Annotated in this window: 17 protein-coding genes; 15 read left to right on the top strand and 2 right to left on the bottom strand. The window is 70.4% G+C overall.

The features are described 5' to 3' along the window. Positions 1-61: 61 nt before the first annotated feature. Positions 62-1,480, top strand: a complete 1,419-nt coding sequence (locus tag ABN028_RS21065) for a replication-associated recombination protein A (RefSeq protein WP_349697820.1) — start codon at positions 62-64, stop codon at positions 1,478-1,480. A gap of 4 nt (positions 1,481-1,484) precedes the next feature. Here the strand turns inward: ABN028_RS21065 and ABN028_RS21060 are convergent, their stop codons facing one another. Continuing rightward, entirely contained in the window at positions 1,485-1,892 is a 408-nt protein-coding gene (locus tag ABN028_RS21060) for a type II toxin-antitoxin system VapC family toxin (protein ID WP_349697819.1), read from the bottom strand. Continuing rightward, positions 1,889-2,182 carry a hypothetical protein gene (locus ABN028_RS21055; protein WP_349697818.1) on the bottom strand — a complete coding sequence of 98 codons (294 nt, stop codon included), beginning with the start codon at positions 2,180-2,182 and terminating at the stop codon, positions 1,889-1,891. The genes ABN028_RS21060 and ABN028_RS21055 overlap by 4 nt, the downstream gene beginning before the upstream one ends. Positions 2,183-2,286: 104 nt before the next feature. Here ABN028_RS21055 and ABN028_RS21050 point away from each other — a divergent pair, with 104 nt between their 5' ends. The 14 genes from ABN028_RS21050 to aroB all read left to right on the top strand — a co-directional run bounded on the left by ABN028_RS21050 (position 2,287) and on the right by aroB (position 15,859). After that, the gene (locus ABN028_RS21050) at positions 2,287-2,703 is read left to right on the top strand and encodes a DUF948 domain-containing protein (protein ID WP_349331536.1); all 417 of its coding nucleotides are present in this window, start codon (positions 2,287-2,289) and stop codon (positions 2,701-2,703) included. Further along, positions 2,700-3,002 carry a DUF6167 family protein gene (locus tag ABN028_RS21045; protein WP_349697817.1) on the top strand — a complete coding sequence of 101 codons (303 nt, stop codon included), beginning with the start codon at positions 2,700-2,702 and terminating at the stop codon, positions 3,000-3,002. The genes ABN028_RS21050 and ABN028_RS21045 overlap by 4 nt, the downstream gene beginning before the upstream one ends. After that, positions 3,002-5,683: an alanine--tRNA ligase gene (alaS, locus tag ABN028_RS21040; protein WP_349697816.1), complete on the top strand. Its 2,682-nt coding sequence runs from the start codon at positions 3,002-3,004 to the stop codon at positions 5,681-5,683. The genes ABN028_RS21045 and alaS overlap by 1 nt, the downstream gene beginning before the upstream one ends. Before the next feature lie 19 nt (positions 5,684-5,702). Next, on the top strand, positions 5,703-6,206 hold the full coding sequence (ruvX, locus tag ABN028_RS21035) for a Holliday junction resolvase RuvX (protein ID WP_349697815.1): 504 nt from the start codon (positions 5,703-5,705) through the stop codon (positions 6,204-6,206). Next, positions 6,203-7,306 (top strand): endolytic transglycosylase MltG, encoded by a 1,104-nt coding sequence (gene mltG, locus ABN028_RS21030; RefSeq protein WP_349331540.1) that lies wholly within the window; start codon positions 6,203-6,205, stop codon positions 7,304-7,306. Before ruvX ends, mltG begins: the two co-directional genes overlap by 4 nt. Continuing rightward, positions 7,290-8,162: a shikimate dehydrogenase gene (locus ABN028_RS21025; protein ID WP_349331541.1), complete on the top strand. Its 873-nt coding sequence runs from the start codon at positions 7,290-7,292 to the stop codon at positions 8,160-8,162. The genes mltG and ABN028_RS21025 overlap by 17 nt, the downstream gene beginning before the upstream one ends. 37 nt (positions 8,163-8,199) lie before the next feature. Further along, positions 8,200-9,771 (top strand): FAD-binding oxidoreductase, encoded by a 1,572-nt coding sequence (locus tag ABN028_RS21020; RefSeq protein ID WP_349697814.1) that lies wholly within the window; start codon positions 8,200-8,202, stop codon positions 9,769-9,771. A 67-nt stretch (positions 9,772-9,838) separates the two neighbouring features. Next, a complete protein-coding gene (locus ABN028_RS21015) occupies positions 9,839-10,387 on the top strand; it encodes an RNA polymerase sigma factor (protein WP_349697813.1) in 549 nt (182 codons plus the stop codon). Between the two features lie 113 nt (positions 10,388-10,500). Beyond that, complete coding sequence (locus ABN028_RS21010) at positions 10,501-10,989, top strand: cation:proton antiporter regulatory subunit (RefSeq protein ID WP_349331548.1); 489 nt, start codon at positions 10,501-10,503, stop codon at positions 10,987-10,989. A 4-nt stretch (positions 10,990-10,993) separates the two neighbouring features. After that, positions 10,994-12,211, top strand: a complete 1,218-nt coding sequence (locus tag ABN028_RS21005; RefSeq protein ID WP_349331549.1) for a cation:proton antiporter — start codon at positions 10,994-10,996, stop codon at positions 12,209-12,211. 37 nt (positions 12,212-12,248) lie between these two features. Further along, positions 12,249-12,953, top strand: coding sequence for a prepilin peptidase (locus tag ABN028_RS21000; protein WP_349697812.1), 705 nt, complete (start codon positions 12,249-12,251; stop codon positions 12,951-12,953). 91 nt (positions 12,954-13,044) lie between these two features. After that, a complete protein-coding gene (gene aroC / locus ABN028_RS20995; RefSeq protein WP_349331551.1) occupies positions 13,045-14,226 on the top strand; it encodes a chorismate synthase in 1,182 nt (393 codons plus the stop codon). Then, positions 14,226-14,726 (top strand): shikimate kinase, encoded by a 501-nt coding sequence (locus ABN028_RS20990; RefSeq protein ID WP_349331552.1) that lies wholly within the window; start codon positions 14,226-14,228, stop codon positions 14,724-14,726. Before aroC ends, ABN028_RS20990 begins: the two co-directional genes overlap by 1 nt. Beyond that, complete coding sequence (gene aroB, locus ABN028_RS20985; protein ID WP_349697811.1) at positions 14,723-15,859, top strand: 3-dehydroquinate synthase; 1,137 nt, start codon at positions 14,723-14,725, stop codon at positions 15,857-15,859. The genes ABN028_RS20990 and aroB overlap by 4 nt, the downstream gene beginning before the upstream one ends. The last annotated feature ends 3 nt before the right edge of the window (positions 15,860-15,862 follow it).

Genomic DNA, 15,862 nt, shown 5'->3' with positions numbered 1-15,862 from the left:
CGTCCTCCCGGCGGAGTGCCACCCCGGCTGGATGGGGATGCGGTCATCTAGTCTCGTGGCCGTGACGGACGACGCCCTGTTCGACGTATCCGGAGGTTCGGCCGGACCGGCGGCTCCTCGCGCCTCTGGAAGTCTGGCCGACGCCGACCACCTGTCGGCACCGCTGGCGGTCCGGATGCGTCCGCAGAGCCTCGACGATCTCGTAGGTCAGCGGCAGTTGCTGGCGCCCGGTGCGCCGCTTCGCCGGCTGATCGAGGGTGATCGTCCGGAAGATCGTGATCAGGGCCGGACGCCACCGACGACCGACGGCGGCGTACCGTCGCTGCTGCTGTGGGGGCCGCCCGGGTCGGGCAAGACGACGATCGCCGCCATCCTCAGCCGCCAGACCAACCGGATCTTCGTCGAGCTTTCCGCCGTGACCTCGGGGGTCAAGGAGGTGCGCGCGGTGATCGACACGGCCCGCCGGGAGCTGGGTCGCACCCGCGAGACGGTGCTGTTCGTCGACGAGGTGCACAGGTTCAGCAAGTCCCAGCAGGACGCCCTGCTTCCCGGCGTCGAGAACCGCTGGGTGACCCTGGTGGCCGCGACGACCGAGAACCCGTACTTCTCGGTGATCTCACCACTCCTGTCGAGGTCGCTGCTGCTGCGCCTCGAGCCCCTCTCCGACGACGACATCCGTGGATTGATCCACCGCGCGCTGGTTCATGAGCGTGGCCTCGGCGGCACGGTCACGCTGGCGGAGGATGCCGAGGAGCACCTGCTCCGGATGTCCGGGGGAGACGCCCGCCGTGCGCTCACCTATCTCGAGGCGGGCGCGGGCGCCGCGATCGCCCTCGGCGCGGCCCAGGTCGACCTCGGGACCCTGGAGACGGCCGTCGACCGGGCCGCGGTCCGCTATGACCGTGACGGCGACCAGCATTACGACGTCGCCAGTGCGCTCATCAAGTCGATCCGGGGGAGTGACGTCGATGCGTCACTGCACTACCTGGCAAGGATGGTCGAGGCCGGTGAGGATCCGCGCTTCGTCGCCCGGCGGCTGGTCATCCTCGCGAGTGAGGACGTCGGCATGGCGGATCCGACGGCGCTTGGCGTGGCGGTGGCGGCGCACCAGGCGGCGCAGTTCGTCGGCCTGCCCGAGGCCGCGATCAACCTGGCGCACGCCGTGATCCATCTCGCACTGGCGCCGAAGTCGAACGCCGTGGTGAAGGCCATCGGCGCAGCACTCGATGACGTCCGGTCCGGCCGGATCGGGTCGGTGCCGGCGCACCTTCGCGATGCGCACTATCGCAGTGCGAAGAAGCTGGGCCACGGAGCGAGCTACTCCTACGCCCACGACGACCGCCGCGGGATCGTCGCCCAGCAGTATTCACCTGATGTCGTGGCAGGGCGGACCTACTACGAACCGACCGGCCGTGGGGCGGAGAAGGCGTACGGCGAACGGCTCGAACGGATCCGCCGCATCCTCGCCGGCGACGAGTGACGCCTCAGGTGGGCGGCCAGGCAAGCCGCACACGGCATTGCAGCGTTCTGGCCGCTTGGGCGAGGCGGGTGTCTGCGGTGACCAACGCGCAGCCGTTGACTTCGGCGGCCGCCACATAGGCGGCGTCGTATCCGATGGCGTGATCCCGTGCTGCCCACATCCTGGCGAGCAGCGGCTGGACCGCGAGCAGGTCGACAGGGATCTGCATGAGCGCCCGGACGGCGTCGTGAGCCCGCGCGGGGCCGATCATGCCGCCCATGAGTCGGCTCCGGATGGCAGCGAAGGTCTCGGCCACCAGCTGTTCGGGTGCGGCCCAGTGATGGTCGCGACCCAGCTCGGCTCGTGCCCGGTCGCCCAGGATGTCGTCGTCGGTGAACGCGTTGGTCAGAACCGAGGCATCGACGATGATCATGGCGCACCGGTGTCGTGATCATCGTCGTCATGATCATCGTGGCCTGCCCGACGGTCGCGTCCGGCGCGTGCACCGTCGACGAGGCGACCGGCTGCGCCTCGAGTCAGCCGCGAGCCGTCCGTCCGCCCCTCGAACTGCTGGAGAATCCGGCCGACAGTGCTTGCTCGCCGTGCCTCCATGGTGACCATCTCGAGGAGATAGGCCTGCAGAGACTGGCCGCGGATCTTGGCCTGGGTGGCCAGGACGTCGCGGACCTCTTCGGGAACGTCGCGAATCTGCAGGGCCACCATGCATGCATTCTACATGCACAGGAGGTGACGCAGAGATCGTCGTCCGACACGGCATCGATGGGGCGGCGTACGAACGCTCCTCGGGGGTTATAGGTTTGGACGCCATGACTGCCGGTGAGATTGCGGGACTTATGGCAGCTGGCGCGTTGCTGCTGCTGGTGGGCGTTCTCGCCTACCCCATCCTCAAGCTGGGCAGGGTCTTCGAGGAGACCCGCCTGCTCGTACGCGGTGTCACCGACCAGAGCCTGCCCCTGCTCGGTGAGGTCACGACCACGGTGAGCACCACCAACGCCCAGCTGGCCCGCGTCGACACGATCACCGCGCGGGCGGAGACCGTGTCCGACAACGTCGCCGGGCTGTCGTCGCTGTTCGCGGCGACCCTGGGCGGGCCACTGGTGAAGTTTGCGGCCTTCTCCTACGGCGTCCGCCGGGCGATCAACGCCCACGACCGCAGAGATGTCGAACGCCGGGTCAGGTCGGAGATGAAGGGCCAGCGCCGGAAGGGAGCACGGGCCCGATGAAGCGAGTTTTCTGGGTGGCGGTCGGCGCCACCGTCGGGATCCTGGTCGTCCGCAAGCTTTCGCAGAAGGCCGACCAGTTCACCCCCCAAGGCGTGGCCAAGCAGCTCTCCGGCCTCGGCGATGCCGTCCGGGCGTTCGGTGCGGAGGTCCGGGTCGGCATGGAGGCACGCGAGCAGGAGCTGCGCGAAGCTCTCGCACTCGACGACCACCACCCCAACGGTCACGGCGGCGGGCTCGACGCCGACGCAGCCGCGCGGTTCGCGAACGACCCCGACACGACCTGGAGGGACACCCGCTGATGGAGACGGCGGAAATTCGCCGGCGCTTCCTGCGCTTCTTCGGCGAGCGCGGACACACGATCGTCCCATCGGCGTCCCTGCTGCTCGACGACCCGAACCTGTTGTTCGTCAATGCCGGCATGGTGCCCTTCAAGCCGTACCTCCTCGGTCAGGAGACGCCGCCCTACCCACGGGCGACGAGCGTGCAGAAGTGTGTGCGTACCGGCGACATCGAAGAGGTCGGCAAGACCACCCGGCACGGCACGTTCTTCCAGATGAACGGCAACTTCTCCTTCGGCGACTACTTCAAGGAACGCGCCATCGAGCTCGCCTGGGAGCTGATCACGACCCCGGTCTCCGACGGTGGGTTCGGCCTGGACGAGTCGAAGGTCTGGGCGACGGTCTATTTCGAAGACGACGAGGCCGCCCGGATCTGGGAGCGTCGGATCGGGTTGCCGCCGCACCGGATCGTCCGCCGTGGCATGGCGGACAACATGTGGTCGATGACCGTGCCGGGGCCCTGCGGACCGTGCAGCGAGCTCTACCTCGACCGCGGCCCGGAGTTCGGCCCCGACGGTGGGCCGGAGGTCGACGAGGACCGTTACCTCGAGTTCTGGAACCTCGTCTTCATGCAGTACGAACGCGGCGAGGGCCCCGCCAAGGAGGGCTACCCGATCCTGGGTGAGCTGCCGGCGAAGAACATCGACACCGGCATGGGCCTCGAACGCATGGCCTACCTCATCCAGGGCGTCGACAACATCTACGAGAACGACGAGATCCGACCGGTGCTCGACCGGGCGACGGAGCTGTCGGGGCGCAAGTACGGCGCCGACCACGACAGTGACGTACGCCTGCGGGTCGTCGCCGACCACGTGCGTTCGGCCATGATGATCGTCGGCGACGGCGTGACCCCGAGCAACGAGGCGCGCGGCTACGTGCTCCGAAGGATCATCCGCCGGGCGGTCCGGCAGATGCGGCTCCTCGGTGTCGACGTGCCCACCATGCCCGAGCTGCTGCCCGTCAGCCTGTCGCGGATGAAGCTGTCCTACCCCGAGCTCGAGCAGGACTGGGCCCGGATCAGCTCGGTCGTCTACGCCGAGGAGGAGACGTTCCTCGGCACCCTCAAGACTGGTACGCAGATCTTCGACCTCGCCGTGGAACAGACCAGACAGGCCGGCAGCGAGGTTCTCACCGGTGATAAGGCGTTCCAGCTGCACGACACCTACGGTTTCCCGATCGACCTGACCCTGGAGATGGCGGCCGAGCGCGGGCTCGCCGTGGACGAGGACGGGTTCCGCCGGTTGATGGCCGAGCAGCGGTCTCGCGCGAAGGAGGACGCGGCCGGACGCAAGAGCGGGCACGCCGATTTGTCCGCCTACCGCGGTGTCGCCGACGCGCTGGGGCGGGCGGTGGAGTTCACCGGCTATGACGAGGTGGTGTCCGAGGCGCAGGTCGCCGGGCTCCTGCTGCACGGCGAGCCGGTACAGGCCGCCCGTGAGGGCGAGACGGTCGAGCTGGTCCTCGACCGCACGCCGTTCTATGCCGAAGCCGGCGGGCAGCTCGCCGACGAAGGCGTGATCGAACTCGCCAACGGTGCCAGGCTCGCCGTCCACGACGTCCAGTCGCCGCTCGGTGGGCTCATCGTCCACCAGGCGAAGGTCCTCCGCGGCGAGGCGGTCGCCGGTCAGACGGCGAGCGCGCAGGTCGACGTCGAACGCCGCCGGGCGATCTCCCGCGCGCACACCGCGACCCACATGGTGCACAAGGCGTTCCGGGAGGCTATCGGCGAGACCGCGGCACAGGCCGGTTCGGAGAACGCGCCGGGCAGGTTCCGGTTCGACTTCAACGCCACCGGTCCCGTCCCACCGAGCGTCCTCGCCGAGGCCGAGGAGCGCGTCAACGAACTGCTCCTCGCCGACCTCCCGGTCACCGCACAGGTCATGCCGATCGACGAGGCGCGCGCCTCCGGGGCGATGGCCCTGTTCGGGGAGAAGTACGGCACCGACGTCCGGGTGATCTCGGTCGGTGAGTGGGCGCGCGAGCTCTGCGGCGGTACCCACGCCGGCCGGTCCGGCCAGCTCGGCGTGGTCAAGCTGCTGTCAGAGTCGTCCATCGGTGCGGGAATCCGCCGGGTGGAGGCCCTCGTCGGCGCGGACGCGTACCGCTTCCTCGCCCGCGAGCACGTCCTGCTCGGCCAGCTGTCCGAGGCGTTGAAGGCCCGACCCGAGGAACTCCCGGAGCGGGTCGCCGGCATCGTCGACCGGCTGCGCGCCGCCGAGAAGGAGCTCGAACGCATCCGGGTCCAGCAGGTGCTTGCCGCCGCTGGCGACCTGGCAGCCAATCCGGAGGACATCGCGGGCGTCGCCTTCGTCGGACACGAGGTGCCCGAAGGCGCGTCGGCTGGTGATCTGCGCAAGCTCGTCCTCGACGTCCGGGGCCGGATCCCGCGGGACCGGCCCGGTGTCGTCGCGGTCGTCGGTGCCTCAGGTGGCCGCCCCTCGGTGGTGGTCGCCGTCAACGACGAGGCTCGCAACCGCGGCCTTCGCGCCGGTGAGCTGGTCAAGATCGCGGCCGGCATCCTCGGCGGCGGAGGTGGCGGCAAGGACGACGTGGCCCAGGGCGGTGGCACCGATCCGGCGAAGGCGTCAGGGGCGCTGCAAGGCGTCCAGCAGGCCATCAGGGACCGGGTCACGAGCGGCTGATCGACGAAGGACCTAGGCGATGCGCGCGGGTGTTCGGCTGGGGATCGATGTGGGCACCGTGAGGATCGGCATCGCGCGGTCGGACCCGGCCGGCAGCGTGGCAGTTCCGGTCGAGACCGTCGCCCGTGGTCGCGGTGACCTCGACCGCATCGCCGCGCTTGTCGCCGAGGTGGACGCGGTCGAGGTGATCGTCGGTCTGCCGATCTCGCTCTCCGGCCGCGAAGGCCCGGCCGCCGCGAAGGCCCGTGAGTTCGCCCTCGCCCTCGCCACCCGGCTGAGCCCGGTGCCGATCCGGTTGGTCGACGAGAGGTTGTCGACCGTGGGCGCGCAGCGAAACTTTCGGGACCGGGGATTGTCCATTCGCGGAACGCGGGAACGCATTGACCAGGCCGCTGCTGCCATCATCCTCCAGAGCGCTCTCGACGCCGAGCGTTCCAGCGGTGCGCCACCAGGAACGTCCTTGACCGAGGGCCGGAGGAAACCCCGTCAGAAGCGCGATGGGAAGGGGAAGGACCACCAGTGAGTGAGCTCGGGTTCCGCACCACCGCTCGGGTGCGGCCACGTCGGGGCCGCGGTTGCCTGGCTGTCTTCGTGGCGTTCGTCATTCTCGGTGGCGCGGTCGCGTTCGTCGCGGTCAAGGGCCAGTCCTATCTGGCCAATGCGTTCACCGTTCCCGACTACTCCGGGCCAGGTCAGGGAGAGATCGTCGTGCAGGTGTCGCCGGGCGACACGAGCCGCGACATCGCGTACACGCTCGAGGGCAAGAACGTGGTGAAGAGTGCCGAGGCCTTCACGCGGGCGGCCAGGAAGGACAGCCGTGCGCTCGGGATCCAGCCCGGGTTCTACCGCCTCCGGGAGCAGATGGGCGCCAAGGAGGCACTCGCGTTGATCCTCGACCCGACGGCGCGGATCCTCGAACGGGTCACGGTGCCGGAGGGGAGGCGGGTGTCGAGGACGGTCGCGATCCTGTCGGAGGAGACCGGCATCCCGAAGAAGGAGTTCGCAGCGGCGTTGAAGGATCCGGAGAGCCTCGAGCTTCCGCCGTACGCCAAGGGCGGCGCGGAGGGCATGCTCTTCCCGGCGACGTACGACATCGACCCCGGTACCACGGCAAACTCGCTGCTCCGCGAGATGGTGGCGCGGCACGTCGAGGTGGCCGAAGGGCTCGGCCTCGCGGCAGGCGCGCGCGATCTCGGCTTCAGCCCACGGCAGGTGGTCACGGTGGCGAGCCTCGTGGAGGCCGAGGCGCGCCGGCCGGAGGACTTTCCGCGGGTCGCCCGGGTGATCTACAACCGGCTGGCGGAGGAGCAGAGACTGGAGCTGGACTCGACCGTGCACTACGCGGTCAACCGGTACGACACCGTCTCCACGACCAGGAAGGAGCGTGCCGTCTCCTCGCGGTACAACACCTATCGACATGTCGGCCTGCCGCCTGGCCCGATCAACGCGCCCGGGGAGCGGGCGTTGCAAGCAGCGCTCAAACCCGCGCCCGGCGGGTGGTTGTTCTTCGTGACCGTCAATCCCGACTCGGGTGAGACGAAGTTCGCGCAGACCTACAGCGAGCACGACCAGTACGTCGCCGAGTTCCAGCAGTGGTGCCGGGCGAATGCCGACCGCTGCTGACGGGGCCGAGCAGGGCGGGTCAGTCCGGCGTTGCGCCGTTCTCGGTTCGCCGATCTCCCATTCCCTGTCGCCGGTCCTCCACCGGGCCGCCTACTCCGAACTCGGGCTCGACTGGCGCTACGACGCGTTCGAGGTCGACGAGGAGGGCCTCGCGGGATTCCTCGACGGGCTCGGCCCGCAGTGGCGGGGGCTGTCGCTCACGATGCCGTTGAAGCGGGCCGCGATCCCCTTGTGTGACGAGGTTTCCTCCCAGGCACGGCAGGTCGGCGCGGTCAACACGGTGATCCTCGACGAGGGCCGGCGCATCGGCGCGAACACCGACGTCCCCGGAATCGTCTCCGCCCTGCGGGAGCGAGGCGTGACGTCCGCCCGTCGTGCCCTGCTGCTGGGGGTGGGGGCGACTGCATGCTCCGCCCTTGCCGGGCTCGCCGAAATCGGGATAGTCGACGTCCTCGCGGTTGCTCGCGATCCCGCCCGGGCAGGTGAGCTGCAGGCATTGGCCGCGACGTTGGGGGTCCGGACGAGCGTGGTGTCGTGGGAGGTCGCATCCGAGTGCCGCGCCGTCGACGTAGCGGTGTCCACGGTGCCCGACCGGGCGGCGGGCCCGTTGGCCGAAGCGGTCGTCGAGCGGACCGAGGTCGTCTTCGACGTTCTCTACCACCCGTGGCCGACCCGGCTGGCGGCGGTGGCGGCGGACGCCGGACGGGTGGTTGTCGGGGGTCTCGACCTGCTGGTGCACCAGGCGGGGGTCCAGGTGGAGTTGATGACGCGACGTTCACCGGCGCCGGTGGCCGTGATGCGTACGGCGGGCGAGAGGGCGCTCGAGGCGAGGGGGTTGGCCGCGGACAGCACATAGGTGCCGCCGCGGTGCGTCACACAACACGGGGGGAACCATGGCGGGGGTCCAGCACGACGCACAGGTACTCGACAGTCACGTACACGGCGCCCAGCTAGCAGGAACGCAGGGGCTCCGGCGGCGGGCGCTGGTGGGCGCAGCGCTGCTCACCGGAGTCACCGGTCTGGTCGGCTGCGGCAAGGCGGTCGAGAAGAACGGCATCACCCCCGTCGACGGCACCGGCGGTGGCACGGCGACCGCCAGGCCACCGAAGCCGCCGACCCCACCCGCGCCCCTGGGCACGCCCACGCCGGCAGACTGGAAGGCACTCGCCGAGAGCCTGTCGGGCAAGCTGCTCCGCCCCGGTGATGCGGGGTACCCCGTCGCCCATCAGCTGTACGACCCCGCGTACGACAGTGTGCTTCCGGCGGCGGTCGCCGAATGCAGCGACCCGGCTGACGTCGCGACGACGCTGAAGTTCGCCGAGCGGTTCAAGCTCCCGCTCACTGGCAAGTCCGGCGGCCACTCCTACGTCGGCGCGTCGACCAACCATGGCGGCATCGTCATCTCCGTACGACCGATCGCCGGCATCACCTTCGACGGCACAACGGCGCGGGTCGGCGCCGGTACACCGCTCAAGCAGGTCTACACCGACTTCGAGGCCAAGGGCCGGATCATCCCGGCCGGATCATGCCCCACTGTGGGAGTCGCCGGGCTCACCCTGGGAGGCGGGCTCAGCCTCGGCAACCGGGCGTACGGCATGACCTGCGACACCGTCACACAGGTGCAGGTCGTCACCGCCGACGGCAAGGTCCGGATCGCGAACGCCACGAGCGAACCCGAGCTGTACTGGGCCTGCCGCGGCGGAGGAGGCGGGACGCTCGGCGTGGTGACGGAGTTCTGGTTCAAGACGGTCGCCTCGCCGTTGATCGGGACCTTCAGCGTGCAGTGGAACTGGCCCGATGCGGCCGCGGTGGTGCAGGGCTGGCAGCGGTATCTGCGGACGGCGCCGGACGAGGTATGGCCGTCGCTGCGGCTGACCGCGAACCCGTCCGGTTCGCAGACCGCGAGCGTCTTCGGTGTCGACGTGGCGAATGATCCGGGCCAGGCGCTGGACAGGCTGATCAGCGCGGTGGGCCGCAAACCGCACACGCACTCGTCCACCCCCGACCGACGGTTCGGACCCGACCCGGATGGCCCGCGCACCGTCTTCTACGCCGGCACCGACATTCTCGGGACCCCGCTCACCGACTCCGGCATCTCGGCTGTCCTCGCCGCGATGAACACGAGGGCCCACGACACGCGGCTCGCGGCCACGGCGATCTTCGACCCCCTGGGTGGTGCGGTTTCGCGGCTCGCCGTGGACGCCACCGCGTTCCCGTGGCGTCGGTCGTTCGCGTCGATCCAGTGGTATTCCGAGCGTGGCGGCGCCACCGGCCAACAGGCCCGGGAATGGATCGCCGCCGGGCACAAGGCGGTGGCCGGCTCGGCCGTCGGCGGCTACGTCAACTACCTCGAGGCGAGCCGCCCCAGCGGCAAGCTCTACTTCGGTCCCAACCTCGACCGGCTGCGGGCGGCCAAGGCGAAGTACGACCCGACAGACGTGTTCAAGCTGCCGTACGCCCTCTGAGGGAGAGGCATCCCTCCGACGCCCTGGGCAACCTCACGAAACGACGGCCGCCACGCGTTGACAGGGTATGACCGTGCAGCCCTCCGAGCAGGTGGTCCCGTTCGAGCAGGTGGTGGAGGAGCACGGTCTCGTGGTCCTGCGGGTCTGCCGGGCCATTCTCGATCCTGTCGATGCCGACGACGCGTGGTCGGAGACGTTCCTGGCCGCCCTGGAGGCCTATCCGAGGCTCCGTCCGGGCAGCAACGTCCGGGCGTGGCTGGTGACGATCGCCCACCGCAAGGCGATCGACCGGCACCGGTCCGCCGCGAGGAACCCGGTGCCGACAGCGACGGTGCCCGAGCCCGGCGTCGGGCACGAGGAGCCCGCGGGGGACGACGCTCTGTGGGAGGCGGTACGCACACTGCCGCCGAAGCAGCGGGCCGCGGTGGCCTACCGCTATGTCGCCGACCTCCCTTACCGCGAGATCGGCGCACTGATGGGCATCAGTGAGACCGCGGCCCGCCGCAACGCCGCTGACGGCGTAGCCGCCCTTCGGACGACCTGGCGGCCATCGGACGAAGGGCAGGAGGGAAGCGACCAGCCGAGGCCCGCTCGGTCCGGGTCCCGGCGCAGGTGAGCCCGAGCCGCGCCCGCCCGCACCCCGGCCGAGGACGCGTCGCACGCCAGGCGAGCGGGCTGGGAGACTGGCGGCGACCATCCTTCCCCCGGCGCGTGCGTGCGGAGATCCTCATGGAGCCGACAGCCCACCCCAGCAAGACGGTCCTGCCCGGCGTGGGCGCCCGCTACGATCTCGCCACCGACCACGGCGACCACCTGTCAGTCGTCGTCAAGCACGACGGGCTGCGGGTCCTGGGCTTCCACGACCCCGAGGACGACGACGTCTGTCGCGATGCCGTCCAGCTCGCCCCGCACGAGGCTCGGGCCATCGCCAAGCTCCTCACCCCGGACGATCCGGTGGCCCATCTGCAGGACACCATCGAGATCGACCTGGTCACCGAGCACATTCCCCTCACGGCAGGGACCCCCTACAGCGGGCGTACTCTCGGCGACACCCAGGCGCGCACCCGAACCGGCGCCTCCATCGTCGCCGTCATCCGGCGAACCGCGGCCGTCCCGTCACCCACCCCGGACTTCCGGTTCGCCACCGGCGACATTCTCGTCGTCGTCGGTACCCGCGAAGGAGTGGACGCGGTAGCCGATCTGATCGCCGGAGGGTAACCGCGTGCATGCCACCACCGCGCTGCTCATCGAACTCGGCGCCATCATCCTCGCCCTCGGCATCATCGGCCGCTTCGCCGAACGCATCGGGTTCTCTCCCATCCCGCTCTACCTGCTCGCCGGACTCGCCTTCGGCCACGGCGGGCTCCTCCCGTTGGCCGCCAGCGAGGAGTTCGTCGCGACCGGCGCCGAGATCGGCGTGATCCTGCTGCTCCTTCTCCTCGGGCTCGAGTACACCGCGTCCGAGTTGGTCACCAACCTCAAGACCCAGTACCCGTCCGGGATTGTCGACTTCGTCCTCAACGCCCTGCCCGGCGCCGCCGCCGGCCTGCTTCTCGGTTGGGGACCAGTCGCTGCCGTCGTCCTCGCCGGTGTCACCTGGATCTCGTCGTCCGGCGTGATCGCGAAGGTCCTCGGCGACCTCGGCCGGCTCGGTAACCGCGAGACACCGGTCATCCTCGGGGTCCTGGTCATCGAGGACCTCGCGATGGCCGTCTACCTGCCGATTCTCAGCGCCATCCTGGCCGGACTGACGCTCGCCGGCGCCAGCCTCACGCTCCTCATCTCCCTCGGCACGGTCGGCATCGTGCTCTACCTCGCGCTGCGGCACGGCCGGATCATCAGCCGGGCGGTGTCGTCGGAGAACCCCGAGATGCTGCTCCTGGTGGTCCTCGGCCTGACCCTGCTCGTCGCCGGCGTCGCCCAGGAACTCCAGGTCTCCGCCGCCGTCGGAGCTTTCCTCGTCGGCATCGCCCTCTCCGGCGAGGTCGCAGAAGGGGCCCGGAACCTCCTCACCCCGTTGCGCGACCTGTTCGCGGCGGTGTTCTTCGTGTTCTTCGGTCTCAACACCGACCCGGCCGCTATCCCGGCGGTGCTGATTCCCGCCCTGATCCTCGCCGTGGTGACCACCGCGACCAAGATCGCCACCGGCTGGTACGCGGCACGGCGGGCGGACATTCGACCGGCTGGGCGGTGGCGGGTGGGTGGGACGCTGGTGGCACGCGGGGAGTTCTCGATCGTCATCGCCGGACTCGCCGTCGCGGTGGAGCCCCGCATCGGTCCGCTGGCGACGGCGTACGTCCTGATCCTCGTCATCCTCGGGCCGCTGACCGCACGGTTCACCGACCCGATCGCGGCCCGTGTCACCCGTCGCAGGACCCGTGTCACCCGGCCCTCGGAGCCGGCACCCGAACCCGCCGAAGCGGCGCCCACCCAGGGATGAGAATCAGCGGGCCCATCGTCATCTAAGCTCGCGACCCGTGACGTTCTCCGTGGCCCTGGTCGTGGCCTGCGCCGTACTCGGGGGAGTGGCCGGCATGGTCGTCCCACGGTGGCTGGCCAGGCTGCCGGAGCCGCTCCTCGCCGACGGCGAGACCAAGACGCCGTACGCCGACCTGGCGCGCTGGCCCCCACTCCCCGTCGTGTGCGGGCTGGCGCTGACCGTGGGCTGGGGCTTCATGGCCTGGAGGGTGGGAGCCGACCCGGTGCTGCCCGCCGTGCTCTACGTCGTCGTCACCGGGGTCCTACTCGGGTACGTCGACCTGCGGGTGCGGCTGCTGCCCAACGCGGTCGTTCTGCCGTCGTACGCCGTCGTCGGTGCCCTACTCGTCCTGGCCGCTGTCTTCTCGGGCCGCTGGGGGAGCCTTGCGTGGGCAGCGGTCGGTGGAGCCGCGTTGCGGGGATTCCTGGCGCTCTTCGTGGTCCTCATACCGTCGGGCATCGGGCTGGGCGACGCCAAGCTGGGTGGCGTTCTCGGCCTGTGCCTGGGCTGGTTCGGTCCTGCGTACGTCCTGCTCGGGACGTTCGCCGCCTTCGTGTTCGGCGGGCTCGTCAGCCTCGGGCTGATCGCTTCCCGGCGGGGCACCCTCAAGTCCGCGATCCCGTTCGGACCGTTCCTGATCCTCGGTTTCGTCGCGGCGGTCGCGTACGGGGACGATCTGATCCATTGGTACGGAATCCGATAGCGGGCGCGCAGCCGCCGGGGATCTCGGCCACGAACGGCGGGGCGGGCCGACCCGAGCGGGCCGCGCTCACCCCCCGTGACAGACTTCTGTCATGCTTCGCTGGCTCACCGCGGGCGAGTCCCACGGCCCCGCCCTGGTTGCGATCCTCGAAGGACTGCCCGCTGGCGTCCGCCTGACCTCCGACGACGTTGCCAACGCCCTCGCCCGGCGCAGGCTCGGCTACGGTCGTGGCGCGCGGATGTCGTTCGAACGCGACGACCTGGAGTTCGTCGGCGGCCTCCGCCACGGCAGCACCCTCGGCAGCCCGGTCGCGATCCGCGTCGGCAACACCGAGTGGCCCAAGTGGGAGCAGGTGATGGCGGCCGACCCGGTCGACCCGGAGATCCTCGAGGGTCTCGCCCGGAACGCACCGCTCACCCGCCCACGACCTGGGCACGCCGACCTGGTGGGAATGCAGAAGTACGGATTCGACGAGGCCCGCCCGGTGCTCGAACGCGCGAGTGCCCGCGAGACCGCGGCCCGCGTCGCGTTGGGCTCGGTCGCGACCGCCTTCCTCGACCAGGCCTACGACATCACCCTCGTGAGCCATGTCGTCGAGCTGGGCACCGTCCGCGCGAAGCCCGGCAGCGTACCCGCCACCGCCGCGGACCGGGAGCGGATCGACGCCGACCCGGTGCGCTGCCTCGACCCCGAGACCAGCGCCGCGATGGTGGCCGAGGTCGACAACGCCCACAAGGAGGGCGACACGCTCGGCGGCGTCGTCGAGGTCGTCGCCTGGGGGCTCCCGCCCGGGCTCGGCAGCCACGTCCACTGGGACCGCCGCCTCGACGCGCGCCTCGCGGCCGCCCTCATGGGCATCCAGGCGATCAAGGGCGTCGAGGTCGGTGACGGGTTCGAACTCGCCCGGAGCCGCGGATCGGCGGCACAGGACGAGATCACCGCCACGCCGGACGGGATCAGGCGGACCTCCGGGCGTTCAGGCGGAACAGAAGGCGGTATGAGCACCGGAGAGACCCTGCGCGTCCGCGCGGCGATGAAGCCGATCTCGACCGTGCCGCGGGCGCTGCGGACGGTCGACGTCGCGACCGGCGAGGAGGCCCGCGCGAACCACCAGCGATCGGACGTCTGTGCCGTCCCCGCCGCCGGGATCGTGGCCGAGGCGATGGTGGCGCTCGTGCTCGCCGACGCGGCGTTGGAGAAGTTCGGGGGCGACTCGGTGACCGAGACCCGCCGCAACGCCCAGGCCTACCTCGACCAGCTGAAGATCCGGTGATGGCACCGAAGGTCGTCCTGATCGGCCCGCCAGGATCAGGCAAGACCACCATCGGAGAGCTCGTCGCCGCGCGCCTGAAGGTGGAGTTCCGCGACACCGACGCCGACGTGGAGGCGAAGGCCGGCACCGCGATCTCCGACATCTTCGTCGAGCAGGGCGAGCCGGCGTTCCGGGCGCTCGAGCGGACCGCGGTCAAGACGGCTCTCGCCGAGCACGCGGGCGTCCTCGCGCTCGGCGGCGGCGCCGTCCTCGACGACCGCACCCGCAAGGACCTGTGCTCCCAGCGGGTCGTCTTCCTCGACGTGTCGCTGACCCACGCGGTTCGCCGGGTCGGATTGGCCACCTCCCGACCGCTGCTGCTGGGCAACGTCCGGGGACAGCTGAAGCAGCTTCTCGACGCGAGGCGCCCGCTGTACGCCGAGGTGGCCACCGTGGCCGTCAGCACCGACGGGCGCGAGCCCGACGACATCGCCGACGAGATCGTGAGGTTCCTGTCATGACCGACGCGGGGGCGGAAAAGTCGGGCCGGAACGCACCCGAACCGACGAGGGTCCGGGTCGAGACGGCGAAGCCCTACGACGTGGTCGTCGGCACGGGAGTCCTCGAGGAACTGTCCGGCCTGCTCGGGCCGGAGACCCGCCGGGTCGCCCTCGTCCACCAGGCCGCGCTCATCGACGTCGCCGAAGCGCTCTGGCACGACCTCGCCGGACACGGCTACGTCGTGCACCTGCTCGACGTACCCGACGCCGAGCAGGCCAAGACGGCTCAGGTAGCCGCCACCTGCTGGTCCTCACTCGGGCGCTGGGGCTTCACCCGCTCAGACGTGGTGGTGGGGGTGGGTGGTGGTGCGACGACCGATCTCGCGGGTTTTGTCGCGGCCACCTGGCTGCGCGGTGTCCGCGTCGTCCAGGTCCCGACCACACTGGCGGGGATGGTCGACGCCGCACTGGGCGGCAAGACCGGGATCAACACCCCTGAGGGCAAGAACCTGGTCGGCGCCTTCCACGAACCCGCCGGGGTGCTCTGCGATCTGGCCACCCTGCGTACGCTCCCTGCCGACGACTACGCCAGCGGCCTCGCGGAGGTCGTCAAGTGCGGCTTCATCGCCGACCCGGTGATCCTCGACCTCATCGAACGCGATCCGGCTGCCGCCCTACGTCCCGACGGCCCGGTCACCCAAGACCTCGTCGAGCGTTCGGTCCGGGTGAAGGCCGCGGTCGTGGCAGACGACCTCACCGAGACGGCCGCCACCAGCGGGGGAGGGCTCGGCCGCGAGGTGCTCAACTACGGTCACACGTTCGGCCACGCCCTGGAACGTGCCGAGGGCTACCAGTGGCGGCACGGGCAGGCGGTCTCGGTCGGGCTGGTGTACGTCGCGGAACTGGCCAGGTTGGCCGGCCGGTTGGATGCCGGGACAGCGCAGCGGCACCGGGAGATCCTGGGCAGCCTCGACCTCCCCACGTCCTACCGTCCCCACCAGTGGCCGACGCTTCTCGCCGGCATGCGGGTCGACAAGAAGGCCAGGGGAGACATGCTGCGGTTCGTCGTCCTGGACGGGCTGGCCAAGCCGGGCATCCTCGAAGGTCCCGACGTCACCATGCTCCGAGAGGCCTACGACGCACTGACCGGATGACCT

Source organism: Actinopolymorpha sp. B17G11 (genome assembly GCF_040196095.1).
Taxonomy (GTDB): domain Bacteria; phylum Actinomycetota; class Actinomycetes; order Propionibacteriales; family Actinopolymorphaceae; genus Thermasporomyces.
This window is presented reverse-complemented; position numbering and strand designations above follow the sequence as displayed.